10 protein-coding genes and 1 pseudogene are annotated in these 12,307 nt (G+C 70.6%); 1 reads left to right on the top strand and 10 read right to left on the bottom strand.

What is annotated here, in order from left to right:
- Nucleotides 1-452 (top strand): annotated as a pseudogene (locus H537_RS54370) (IS4 family transposase); the annotation flags it as partial.
- 474 nt (nucleotides 453-926) lie between these two features.
- Here the strand turns inward: H537_RS54370 and H537_RS52745 are convergent.
- From H537_RS52745 to flgF, 10 genes are all read right to left on the bottom strand, one after another.
- Nucleotides 927-1,082, bottom strand: a complete 156-nt coding sequence (locus H537_RS52745; protein ID WP_156901662.1) for a hypothetical protein — start codon at nucleotides 1,080-1,082, stop codon at nucleotides 927-929.
- A gap of 424 nt (nucleotides 1,083-1,506) precedes the next feature.
- Nucleotides 1,507-3,744 carry a putative bifunctional diguanylate cyclase/phosphodiesterase gene (locus H537_RS0112750; RefSeq protein WP_051242486.1) on the bottom strand — a complete coding sequence of 746 codons (2,238 nt, stop codon included), beginning with the start codon at nucleotides 3,742-3,744 and terminating at the stop codon, nucleotides 1,507-1,509.
- Nucleotides 3,745-3,748: 4 nt separating this feature from the next.
- Nucleotides 3,749-4,144, bottom strand: a complete 396-nt coding sequence (locus H537_RS0112755) for an Hpt domain-containing protein (RefSeq protein ID WP_051242488.1) — start codon at nucleotides 4,142-4,144, stop codon at nucleotides 3,749-3,751.
- Between the two features lie 126 nt (nucleotides 4,145-4,270).
- On the bottom strand, nucleotides 4,271-5,491 hold the full coding sequence (gene flgL, locus H537_RS0112760; protein ID WP_028998236.1) for a flagellar hook-associated protein FlgL: 1,221 nt from the start codon (nucleotides 5,489-5,491) through the stop codon (nucleotides 4,271-4,273).
- Between the two features lie 79 nt (nucleotides 5,492-5,570).
- Nucleotides 5,571-7,571, bottom strand: coding sequence for a flagellar hook-associated protein FlgK (flgK, locus tag H537_RS0112765; RefSeq protein WP_028998237.1), 2,001 nt, complete (start codon nucleotides 7,569-7,571; stop codon nucleotides 5,571-5,573).
- Nucleotides 7,572-7,611: 40 nt separating this feature from the next.
- Nucleotides 7,612-8,532, bottom strand: a complete 921-nt coding sequence (gene flgJ, locus H537_RS0112770; RefSeq protein WP_051242490.1) for a flagellar assembly peptidoglycan hydrolase FlgJ — start codon at nucleotides 8,530-8,532, stop codon at nucleotides 7,612-7,614.
- A 58-nt stretch (nucleotides 8,533-8,590) separates the two neighbouring features.
- Complete coding sequence (locus tag H537_RS0112775) at nucleotides 8,591-9,739, bottom strand: flagellar basal body P-ring protein FlgI (RefSeq protein ID WP_043458708.1); 1,149 nt, start codon at nucleotides 9,737-9,739, stop codon at nucleotides 8,591-8,593.
- Between the two features lie 23 nt (nucleotides 9,740-9,762).
- Entirely contained in the window at nucleotides 9,763-10,464 is a 702-nt protein-coding gene (locus tag H537_RS0112780; RefSeq protein WP_043458702.1) for a flagellar basal body L-ring protein FlgH, read from the bottom strand.
- Nucleotides 10,465-10,489: 25 nt separating this feature from the next.
- Entirely contained in the window at nucleotides 10,490-11,272 is a 783-nt protein-coding gene (gene flgG / locus H537_RS0112785) for a flagellar basal-body rod protein FlgG (protein WP_028998241.1), read from the bottom strand.
- A 294-nt stretch (nucleotides 11,273-11,566) separates the two neighbouring features.
- Nucleotides 11,567-12,298 (bottom strand): flagellar basal-body rod protein FlgF, encoded by a 732-nt coding sequence (gene flgF / locus H537_RS0112790; RefSeq protein ID WP_028998242.1) that lies wholly within the window; start codon nucleotides 12,296-12,298, stop codon nucleotides 11,567-11,569.
- Nucleotides 12,299-12,307: the final 9 nt, after the last annotated feature.

Consider the following 12,307-nt stretch of genomic DNA (forward strand, 5'->3'; position numbering starts at 1 on the left):
CCATCGAGTCGATGTTCCAGCGCCTGGAGTCGGTGCTGTACAGCGAAGTCGCCAGCCTGGGCCAGCCGCGCGCGGCGCTGCTGGCCTTTGGCGTGGCGGTGCTGGCGTACAACGTGCTCGCGGTGCTGCAGGCGGCTGTGTACGCGCGCCATGCGAGCGCGCTGACCGACGTGGACGATGTCTCGCTGTACTACTTGGCCAGCGAGGTCCGTGCGCATTACGCGGGCATGCTCGTGGCTGTAGAGCCGCAGGCCTGGCTCGCCTATGAGCAGCTTGATGCTGCGGCACTGGCGCAGGCGCTGCTGGACGTTGCGGCGCATGTCCAGCCCGCCCAGTTGCGCCGCCATCGCCGCGCGGCCAAGCCCGCGGCCAAGAAGAACTACGTCACGCACCGCAAAGCCTCTCGCCATGTCGCCACAGCGCGTGTTCTGGCCCGTGGCCGAGTTGACTGAGGAACTGACCTTGAAAGGGGTGGCGTTAAGCGCCCCGCGACAGCCGCTGGGAGTCTGGCGGCGCAGTACCACTTGACCGTGGCCGTGGTGCCGCCGGTGCCCGGCCACAGTGGCATGTCCTAAGCCTAGGGATGGCCGCGTCGTGCCCGACGGCAACGTACAGCAGCAGCGCCAGGCTGGCGCCGTGTCCCTGATGGTGATGACTGACGCGCGGCTGACGCCGTATTCACAGTAGCCCGGTGCCGGCGTGGTCCTTGAAAAGCTCGGCCGAGCGCACGTAACCACGCACGGTGTTCAGCAACCGCTGGCACGACATCGCCCCAGGCCAATCGCGGTAGAGGCGACCTGCCGTTTCGCACAGTCTCATCCAAGCGCACACCGTTTGATAGGTTGGATGATGGGTATATGTGTTTCACGGCCCGATTCTCCCTATACAGTGTGGTGGACACTGCTTCCGCCAGTAGTTCAATCAGGTCAACTACTTAGGCGGCATTCGAGCTCTATCCCACTGCGCCGCAGCAGCCGCCACAGCGGCTCGCACAGCTTGGACACGGCCGTGAAACCAATGCGCTCCGGCGCCTGCAGCCACTGCTCACCCCACCAGGTGATGCCGTACGGCGTGCGGCTCATGAAAGATGCCGCCTCATCGATTCGTCCCCGTCCGCTCCTTTGCCCCCGGCCTCGGCCGTGCATGTTTCACGTCTTCGCGCGACGCGGCGCGGCGCGCCAAAGCGGCGGAATCATGGCGGTACCGTGTCGGCGCCCTTCCCTTAAAGAGCCTTACATGCCACATTGGCTCGACGCCGGACGAGACCGGCGTCGGGAAGGACCGGACCATGAAGCACCCCCACCAGACCGCGCAGATCGCAGTACAGCGCCGCCGCGTCCGTGCCCATGACGACCCCGCCGTCACCTTTGTATGTGGCTCTATCTGGGCGTGTTGTTGATGCCGCTGGGACGGCTGCTGTGGCAGCTGGCCAGTTGAGGCGCCGGGCACCGGGCTGACCCCGGCCCCGCTGCCCGGCCGAGGGCCACTGCGGCGGCACCGGCGCTGCTAGCTGGCCGCAGCCTGCGGCGAAGCCTCGTCGTTGGCGCCCAGCACGCCCATCCACACGGCCTTGCCGGTGAGCACCGTGTGCTGCAGCCAGCGCTCCAGCTCGCCGGCCAGGCACGGGCGGCTGAACAAGTAGCCCTGCATGATGCTGCAGCCCAGGCGGTTGAGCACTTCCATCTGGCGCAGCGTCTCCACGCCCTCGGCCACCACGCGCAGCTTGAGGGTGCGTGCCAGCGCGATGATGGCCGTCACCACCGCCGAGCTCTGCGGCGTGATGCCCAGGTCGCGGATGAAGCTGCGGTCGATCTTGAGCTCCGAGATCGGCAGCGTCGTCAGGTACGCCAGTGAGGAATAGCCGGTGCCGAAGTCGTCGATGGCGATCTGCACCCCAATCTCGTTGAGCCGGTGCAGCGAGGGAATGACCTCCTGCAGGTCCTTCATCAGCCCGGTCTCGGTAATCTCCAGCTGGATGGCGTCGGTCTTGACGCCGTACTCGCCCACCGCGCGCTCGATGTGCTGCACCAGGTCCGAGCGCTCGAAGAGCCGGTTGGGCAGGTTCACGGCGATGGCGTCGGTGAAGCCAAAGCTTAGCTCCCAGCGCTTGGCCTGGCGCGCCGCCTCGTGCAGCGCCCACTCCGACATCGGCACGATCAGCCCCGTCTCCTCCGCCAGCGGGATGAACTCCGCCGGCGACACCAGCGTGCGTCCGCGCTGCCAGCGCATGAGCGCCTCCACGCCCACCATGCGCGCGCTGCGCACGTCCACCTTGGGCTGGTAGTACATCACCAGCTCGTCGCGCTCGATGGCCTTGTGCAGCGCGCTCTCCAGCTCCAGCTTCTCGCGCCCGCGCCCGGCCAGCATCGGGCTGTAGCTCGACGCCGCGTTGCGCCCCTGCGCCTTGACCGCGTACATCGCCACGTCGGAGTTGCGCATCAGGTCGGCCACCGTGGCGCCGTCGCGCGGGTACAGCGCGATGCCCACACTGGCGGTGACGAAGCACTCCTGGCCGCCCACGAAGATGGGCTCGCGCATCACCTCCAGGATGCGGTCAGCCACGCGCTGCGCGTCGGTCTCGTCCAGCACCTCCGGCAGCAGCGCGATGAACTCGTCGCCGCCCAGGCGCCCCACGGCCTCCAGCAGGCGGTGCGAGCGCGAGCCCACCGCCTCCAGCGTGCCCTCCTGCACCGCGTCGCAGTGGCGCACGCAGGCCTTCAGCCGCCGGCCCACCTCAACCAGCAGCTCGTCGCCGGCGGAGTGGCCCAGGGTGTCGTTGATGATCTTGAAACGGTCCAAGTCGATCAGCAGCAGCGCCGCCGCATGCCCCAGGCGGCGGCCATGCTCGATGGCCCGGTCTGCGCGCCACAGCAGCTGACGCCGGTTGGGCAGCCCGGTGAGCGCGTCGAAGTTGGCGAGGTGGCGGATCTTGTCCTCGGCCTGCCGCCGGTCCGTCACGTCCTGCACGATGCCGGTGTAGCCGGTCTGCACGGCGTGCTCGTTGAACTCGGGCTCGGCCTCAATATGCAGCACGCGGTGGCGCCCGTCGGGCAGCGTCACCGGCACGTCGGTGGCCAGCACCGCGCCGTGCGCAAGCGCGTCGCGCAGCAGCTGCAGCAGCCCGGCGCGGTCGGCGCGCTCGGCCAGGCGCAGCAGCTGGTACAGGCCCGGGCGGTCGCCGGCGGCGTAGCCGAACACGCGTAGCCCCTCAGGCGACAGCAGCAGCGCGCCAGGATGGCCGTCCACGGGGTGGCGCCAGTCGAAGCTGCCCATGCGTGCGATGTCCTGCGCGCGCGCCAGCCGCGCCTGGCTGCGTTCGAGCTCGCGTCGCGTGCGCGCGCTGCGCAGCAGGTACTGCAGCCGTCCGGCCAGCAGGCTCCACTGCGAGCTCTTGACGTAGAAATCGGTGGCGCCAGCCTGGTAGGCGCGGGCGATGGAGGCGTCGTCGTTGAGCCCGGTGAGCATGAGCACGGGCATGTGCTCGAAGCCCGGGGTGCCGCGCAGCCGGCGGCAGGTCTCGAAACCGTCGACTTCGGGCATCAGCGCGTCCAGCACCACGATGTCGAAGGGCGCCTCGGCCAGCAGCGCCAGCGCCTGCGCGCCGCCGTCGGCCTCCGTGACGGCAAAGCCGCGCTGGCGCAGCGCCGCGCCCGTGAGCATGAGCTGCACCTTGTCGTCGTCCACCAGCAGCACCTTGGGCTGCTCCGGACCTTCGTCCGCGCCCAGCGGCAGGGGCAAGTTCATCGGCTCAGGCCGCGGGCAGCAGCGGCTGCAGGGTGGACAGCAGCTGCCGGCATTCGGTTTCGAGATCGTCGAGTAGCGGCTGCAGGCCGTCGCTGCGCTGCTCGCGCAGCCGCTGCTCGGCATCGGCGCACAGCTGCGACAGCCGCAGCGCGCCCACGCTCATCGAGGAGGACTTGAGCGTGTGCGCCACCATGCGCTGCGCTTCCAGGTCTCCCGTGGTGCGCGCGCTCACGAGCTGCTCCAGCAGCCGGCGCGTGGAGCCGTCGAAGGTGCGCAGCACCTTGGGCAGCAGGCCGTGGCGGCCGCCGGGATCGAGCTCGTTGAGCCGCTGCAGGGCCTCGGCATCCAGCGGCGGGCTCAGCGCGGCCAGCAGGGCCTGCGAGGGGTCTTGGTCGGTCATGTCGGGCGCTTGCTTGGGCGTTGCCTGCATTCTGCCCCGCGAAACGGGGGAGCAGGCAACGCCGCCGCCTGGGCGGCATTAAAGCGATGTCGGCCTTTGCCCGGTGCGCCTTGGTGCCGGCCGCATTCAGCCGATGTGATTGAAGATCGAGAGCTTTTGCACCATCGAATAGGTCTTGAGCGCGATGTCGTAGTTGGTGCTCTGCAGCTGCATGTCTGCCAGCGCCGCCATCGGGTCCAGGTCCTCGGCCTCGCTGCGCACCGTCTGGGCCTGGAGCTTGGCTGTGCCGTTGCGATCCTCGGCTTGGTCGATGTGCACCAGCGCCTCGCCCACGCGGCTGCGCAGCGCGCTCAGCACGTCGGACGAGCGGCTGACGCCGGCCAGTCCGTCCTGAACCGTCTGCGACAGCTGCGCACTGGTGCGCCCCGGCGTGCGCAGCTCCTGGATGGCCTTGTCCAGCGTCTCGAACACGTTGTGCCGAGGCTGCGACAGCCGCACTTCGAACACATCGCCGTCCGTGGGCAGCCCGCCGATGGAGAAGCTCATGCCGTCGAACTCCACCGCCTTGGCCGTGCTGCCGCCGGCCCACGGCTTGTCCGTCGCATCGGCCATCGCCGCGCCGTTCTTGAGCACGGTGTAGGTCAGTGCGCCGCCGGCGCTGCTGAACTGTACCTTGTAGTCCGGCGGCGGCGAGGTTTGATTGAAGAACGTCTTCGGGTCGGTGACGCGGCCGCCGTCCGAGTACGCCGTGGTGCTGTTGGGGGTGGTGGTCTTGAAGAAGCCGTTGCCGTCGGCTGCGTTGACCCAGGCCGCGGCACCGTCCAGCGTCAGCGGCAGCGCCTCGGCGCCCGCGGTGGCCTGCTCCCCGCGGTCGCCCTTGAAGGAGACCTTGCCCGCACCGTCCATCATGAAAGGCGGTGTGCTCGCACCCTGGCCGCCGAAGATGTAGTTGCCCGAGCCGTCCTCACGGTTGGCCAGCACCAGCAATTGGTCGCGCAGGTTCTGCAGCGTCTGCGCCACCGTGGCACGGTTGGCGTCGTCGAAGGCGCCGTTGCCCGCGCTCATCAGTGCCGTGTAGGCCTCCGTCAGCAGCTCGCCGGCGTTGCCCAGCGTCGATTCCGCCTGCGTCATGGCGTTGCGGCTGGCCTGCAGCGAGCGCTGCTGCGCGTCGCTGCTGGCGATCTGTCCACGCGCCCGTTCCGCGCGCGCCGCCGCGACCGGATCATCGCTGGCGCGCAGCACACGCTTCTGGGCACCGATGTGCTCCTGCGCGTCTTGCAGCTTGCGTTGCCGCTCCTGCAGGTTGGAGACGCTCTTCTGGAAGGCGGCGGCGGTGGTAATCCTCATGGGCGGCTCCTGGCGGCACGCGGGCCGTGGTGCGGAAAGTTCTGTTCAGTCAGGGTCGTCATGCTGGGCGGACGGCACGTCAGCGGCCGGAGGTGGCATCCAGCAGCGTGTCGAACACCGACTGCGCCACCTGCAGCACCTTGGCCGCAGCCTGGTAGCTCTTCTGGAAGGCGAGCAGCCTCGCGCCCTCCTCATCGAGGTCCACGCCGCTCTGCACATCGCGCCGCGTCAGCGCGTCGGTGGCCACCCGGGAAGAGATGTCGCTGGCCGTCTCGGCCACCTGCACCCGCGTGCCCACGCCGGACAGCGCATCGGCGTAGGCGTTGATGAGGGTCGAGCCGCCGCCGTTGCCCGAGGCGCTCCAGCTGCGTCCCACCAGCGCCTCGCTGGCCAGTGCCGCCAGCGCCTTGGCATTGCCGCTGTTGGTGCCCGGGTACGGCGTGGACTGGAACCCGAAGGTGTCGCCGGACTTGGGCTGGCCCGTGAGCTTGAGCTCAAGGCCCGGCAGCGACAGCGGCTGGCTGCCCGTCCAGGTGCCGGTCAGCGCCGTGCCCACCGGGTCGCCGTTGGCGTCGATCTGCGACCACGTGTAGGCGCCGGCATCGTCGGTGAAGGTGAGCTTGCCCGGCATCCGGGCCTGGACGGAAGCCGCGTCGCCGGTGACCGTCAGGGCCGACACCGCAGCCGTGCCCTTGTTGGTGCCTGCGGCCGTGACCGTGGCCGGCGCGGCCGCGGCCACACCCTTGGGTTCGTTCAGCACGCGCTCGATCCGGGCAGCGGCCTGGCCCACGGGCTGCAGCAGGAAGCGGTCGCCCGCAGCCGGGGTGCCGCCCAGCTGCAGCGTGAAGCCGGGGTGGAAGTCGCCGCCGGAGGCGCGCTTGAAGGTGGCACCGCCATCGGCGCTGGAGAACTGCTCGCCGTCGCTGCCGCGCGTCATCAGCAAGGTGCCGCCGGGCTGGGCCTCCAGCGTGTACTCCTCGGCTTCCAGCAGCGAGGCGTCCGTGATGTGGATGCCCACGTTGGTGAGCGTGTTGCCCTGGGCCGGCAGCGCCTTGAGCCCGCCGGCGAGGGACTGCGCGACGAAGTCGGTGAAGATCGGTGCGCCCGCCCCGGACGGGTTGCCCAGGTCCAGGCCGCGGGCCTGCTGCTCGTTGGTGCGCGTGGCCAGCGCCAGGGCCATCTGGCCCAGCGAGTTGCGCGCGGCCACCAGGTCGTCGTTCTGGAAGTGCAGCAGCGCCCCCACCGAGCCGCCGCTCTCCAGCAGCCCGCTGTCGAGCCGGCGCACGCTGCCGTTGGCCTCGCGCAGCGCCACCGTGGCGCGCGAGCCGTCCAGCTTGTCGGCCACCACTTCCAGCTTCTGCGCCTTCCCGCCCAGCACCAGGCTCTGGCCGCCGGCGGCGAACACGCTCAACGCGCCGTCGTCCGAGGCCAGGGTGGTGACCTGCATGAAGCCGCTGAGCTGTTGCACCAGCTGGTCACGCTGGTCGAGCAGCTCGCTGGACGGCTGGCCCAGCGCCTGCTGGCGCACGATCTCGTCGTTGAGCTGCGCCAAGCTGCCGGTCAGGCCGTTGACGCTGTCCACCGAGGTGCGCAGCTCCGCCACCACGCCGGACTGCAGGGTCTCCAGCGTCTGGCCCGCGCTGGAGAAGCGCTGCGCCAGCTCGCCCGCGCGCGACAGTACCGACCGCCGCGCGGCGGTGTCGCCGGGAGCGCTCGCCAGATCCGACAGCGCGGTGAAGAAATCGCTCGCCGCCGCGCCCACACCCGCGTCGCCGGTGGCGAAGGCGCTTTCCAGCTGCGACAGCAGCCCCAGGCGCGTGCCGTCGAAGGAGGCCTGCGAGCGCGCCGTGGTCACCTCACGTGTGAGGAAGGCGTCGTGCGCGCGCGTGATGCTGCCCACCTTCACGCCGCTGCCCACGAAACCCGAGCCTAGGGGCTGCCCGGCCGTGGTGCGCAGGTTGACCTGCTGCCGCGAATAGCCCTCGACGTTGGCGTTGGCGACGTTGTTACTGGTGGTCTGCAGCGCGGCGTAGTTGGCGCTCATCGCGCGCGCGCCCACGGACAACAGGGAGAAGGCCATGCGGAAGCTTCCGGTAGGTGCTGGTTCGTCTGGTGCGGCTTCAGGTCAGCGTGCGCTGCAGCCGCAGGGTGGTGTCGATGACGCGGCCGAGCTTCTCGGCGTAGGCCGGGTCGGTGGCGTAGCCCGCACGCTGCAGGCCCTGCGCGAAGCCTTGGGCACTGCCGCCGTTGGCCACGACGTTGGCGTAGCGCGGGCTGTTCTTGATCAGCCGGGCGTAGTCGGCAAAGGACTCCTGCGGGCTGGCGTAGGCGCGGAAGCGCTGCACGACCTGGCGCGGCTGGCCGCTGAAGTATTCGGTGGTGAGCACCTGGGCCACCGGGCCCTTCCAGTTCGGCCCGGCCTTGATGCCAAAAAGGTTGTGCGAGGGGCTGCCGTCGGCCATGCGGATGTCGCGCCGGCCCCAGCCGGTCTCGTGCGCGGCCTGCGCGATCATGAATGCCGCCGGGATGCCGGTGACGGCCTCGGCCTCGCGCGCGGCCTCATGGTGCGCGGCCACGAACTCCTGCGCTTGGCCGCCACGCCCCACGGCAGCGCCGGCCTGCGCCGGGGCGGAGCGCGCGGGGGCGCCGGCAGCCTGCCCCGGCAGCGGCGCGGCCAAGGCACCGCGGCCACCGGCGGCGCCAGGCAAGGTGTCCGTGCCCACGCCCAGACCGCGTTCAAGCTGCCGCAGCAGCGCGCCGCTCAGCCCGCCGGGCAGCCCGCTCATCTGGGTCGCGAGCTGCTGGTCCAGCAGCTCGGTGCCAAGCTGCGTGCCCTCGTTGTCGAGCAGCCCGCTGGCCTGCGTAGCCTGGCGCATGCTCTTGAGCATCTCCTGCATGAACAGGGCCTCGAACTGCCGCGCCACCTCCTTGGCAGCGCCCCGCGGGTCGCTCGCGGCGCGGCCGCGCAGCGAGTCCAGCGAGCGCGCATCGGCGGCCAGGCCGGCCGGCGCCGCCCCGCTGGCGCGCGGCAGCGTCGTCATGGCCGCCTCCCGAGCGGCCAGGCGCGGGAACCGGCGCGGCGTGCCTGCAGGGTTCGCATCAGATCACCTCCAGCTCGGCGTTGAGCGCGCCGGCGCTCTTCATCGCCTGCAGGATCGCCAGCAGGTCCTGCGGGGTGGCGCCAAGCAGGTTCAACGCCTTGACCACGTCGGCGAGCTTGGTGCCCGCGGGCATCTGCACCAGGTTGCCGCCCTGCTGCGTGATGGAGATGTCGGACTTCTGCGTCACCACCGTCTGGCCCTGGCCGAAGGCATTGGGCTGGCTGACCTGCGGCGTGGTGTTGATGGTCACGGACAGGCTGCCATGCGCCACTGCGCAGGCGCCCAGCGTCACCGCCTCGTTCATCACCACCGAGCCGGTGCGCGCGTTGAGCACCACCTTGGCCGCCGGGCGCGCCAGCTCCAGCTGCAGGTTCTCGATGTCGGCCAGGAAGGCCACGCGCTCGCCGGCCCCCACCGGCATGCGCACGCGCACCACGCGGCCGTCCAGCGCCATCGCCGTGCCCGTGCCCTTGGCGCGGTTGATGGCCTGGGCCACCTGGCGCGCGGTGTCGAAGTCAGCGGCGTTGAGCCCCAGGCTCAGCACCTCGCCCTGCTGCAGCGGCGTGGCCACCTCGCGCTCCACCGTGGCGCCCTCGGGGATGCGCCCGGCGCTGAGGTGGTTGATCTGCACCTTGGAGCCGTTGGCCGAGGCGCCGGCGCCGCCCACCACCAGGTTGCCCTGCGCCAGGGCGTAGATCTGGCCGTCGGCGCCCTTGAGCGGCGTGGCCACCAGCGTGCCGCCGCGCAGGCTCTTGGAGTTGCCCATCGAGGAGACGTTGACGTCGATGGCCTGCCCCGGCACCGCGAAGGGCGGCAGCACCGCCGTCACCATCACCGCCGCCACGTTGCGCAGCTGCATGGTGGTACCCGGGGGCACCGTCACGCCCATCTGCTGCAGCATCGCGTTGAGGCTCTGCGTGGTGAAGGGGGTCTGCGTGGTCTGGTCGCCCGTACCGTCCAGGCCCACCACCAGGCCGTAGCCCGTGAGCTGGTTGTTGCGCACGCCCTGCACGGCGGCGACTTCCTTGATGCGCACCGCGTGCGCCGGCACGGGCAGCGCCAGCGCCAGCGCCAGTACGCAAAGCAGCGCCCCCAGCGACAGCAGCCGCGGCAACAGCCGCCGCGGCTCGAAGGGGGACAGCGCCATCTCGTTCATGTCTTGCTCGGAAATCAGAAGGGCAGCACGTTGAGGAAGAAACGGCCCAGCCAGCCCATGAGCTGCGCGTCGGCCTGCTGCCCGCGGCCACGGTGCTCCACCCGCACGTTGGCGATCCTCGCGCTGGGCACCATGTTGCCCGGCTGGATGGCGCGCGGGTCCACCTGGCCCGAGAAGCGCAGCACGTCCACGTTGGCGTTGACGCCGATCTGCTTCTCGCCGGCAACGAGCAGGTGCCCGTTGGGCAGCACGCCCGTGACCATGGCCGTGATGGTTCCGGAGAAGTCGTTGCTGCTGGCCGTGGCGCCGGCGCCGGCGAAGTTGTTGCTGGAGCTTGCGCCCGCACCCAGCCGGCCCAGCAGCGAGGACGAGCTGTTGAGCAGCGGCAGCTGGCTCACGCTGGCATCGACCTTGCCGCTCTTGTCCACGGAGCTGGTGGACTTCTGGCTGGCGCTCACGGCCTCGACGATCTGCACCGTGAGCGTGTCGCCGGGCAGCCGCGCGCGGTGGTCCTCGAACAGCGGCCGGTAGCTCGCGCCCTGGAAGATCGCGCCGTTGGCGGCGGCCGGCGCAGGCGGCGGCGCAGGCGGCACGGGCGCGGTGTCGGGCATCTCCACACGCGGGGCGCGGTACTCGTTCACCGAGGCGCAGCCGCCCAGCGCCAGCAACGCGGCCAGCGCGGCGGCGGCCAGGGGCATGGTGCGCGGAAACTTCATGGCACGGAGCGGTTACTGCGATGCTTCAGAGCTGCGTGAGCTTCTGCAACATCTGGTCGGAGGTGCTGACGGCCTTGGAGTTGAGCTCGTAGGCGCGCTGGGTCTGGATCATCGACACCAGCTCCTCCACCACGCTGACGTTGGAGGTCTCGACGAAGCCCTGCGCCAGCGCGCCCAGGCCATTGGCCTCCGGGTTGCCGGTGGTGGGCGTGCCCGAGGAGGCCGTCTCGACGAACAGGTTCTGCCCGCGCGGCTCCAGCCCGGCGGGGTTGATGAACTGTGCCAGCTGCAGCTGGCCCACGCGCGTGGGCGCGGCCTGGCCCGGCATCTGCACCGAGACCACGCCGTCGCCGCCCACCGTCACGTTGGTGGCCGTGGCCGGCACGACGATGCCGGGCTGCACGGTGTAGCCCGAGCTGGTGACGAGCTGGCCGGTGCTGTCGAGCTGGAAGGCGCCGTCGCGGGTGTAGGCGGTGGTGCCGTCGGGCATCTGGATCTGGAAGAAGCCCTGTCCCTTGACGGCCAGGTCCAGGTTGTTGCCCGTCTGCTGCAGGTTGCCCTGCGTGAAATTGCGCGAGGTCGCCACCGGGCGCACGCCCAGGCCGAGCTGCAGCCCCGTGGGCAGCTGCGTCTGCTCGGAGCTGGCGGCGCCGCTCTGGCGCAGGTTCTGGTACATCAGGTCCTCGAACACGGCGTGCGTGCGCTTGTAGCCGTTGGTCGAGACGTTGGCCAGGTTGTGGGTGATGGTGTCCAGCTTGGTCTGCTGGGCTTCCATGCCGGTCTTGGCGATCCACAGCGAACGGATCATGGGGCGCTTCTCCTCGATGCTGCGGGCGATCTTCGCGCGCCCCCGGCCCGGGGCAGCGCGCGAATAACAAGGTGTTTGTCGCCCAGTTATCGGCCGCGCCCGGCGGGGCTTGAGCCGAGGGGGCCGTCAGCCCTTCGTTGGCATTGAAACGAAACCGTTCGGGCAAGGCTTGTCGAAGCCCCTGCTGTGCCCGCGCGCCAGCGCCTGCCCTTCGACAGGGCCTGTCCTGCGCTTGCCGAAGGGCTCAGGGCGAACGGATCAGGGGACTTACGGAGGCGGCTGAAAGGAACTTGCTCAACCCGTGCTGTTGGACAGCAGCTTCTGCGCGCCCTGCTCCTGGCGCTCGGCGGTCTGAATGAGCTTCATCTGCTGCTCGAACTGCCGCGCCGCGGAGATCATGGCCACCATGGTCTCGATGGGGCTGACGTTGCTGCCTTCGAGCGCGCCGTCGCGCAGCCGCGCGCCGGGGTTGGCCGGCAGGTCGCCGGCGGCGCCGCGGAACAGTCCATCGCTGCCGCGCAGCAGCGGCGCGTCGGGCGTGACCAGCTTGAGCCGGCCGGCCCTGGTGGTGCGGCCGTCGGTGCCGGTGGCGCTGAGCGTGCCGTCGGCGGCGATGCTCACGCTGCTGTTGGGCGGCACGTCGATGGGGCCGCCGTCGCCCAGCACGGGCAGGCCCGCGCGCGTGACGAGCTGGCCCTGCGCGTCCACCTCCAGCGAGCCCGCGCGCGTGTAGGCCTCGGTGCCGTCCAGCGCCTGCACCGCCAGCCAGGCGCCGCCTTCCATGGCCACGTCCAGGTTGCGCCCGGTGGTCTGGATCGGGCCGGGCTCGGGGTTGTAGCCTACGGTGGTCTCCAGCGCCGGCACGCGGGTGCTGGCGCCGTCGCCGCGCACCGGCACGGCACGGAACGCCGCCATCTCGGCGCGGAAGCCGCCGGTGGAGACGTTGGCCAGGTTGTTGGAGAGCACCTCCTGGCGCTGCAGCGCCGCCTTGGCCCCGGTCATCGAGAGATAGATCATGCGGTCCACGGCGACGCT

It is taken from the genome of Azohydromonas australica DSM 1124, from assembly GCF_000430725.1.
In the GTDB taxonomy this organism is placed as follows: domain Bacteria; phylum Pseudomonadota; class Gammaproteobacteria; order Burkholderiales; family Burkholderiaceae_C; genus Azohydromonas; species Azohydromonas australica.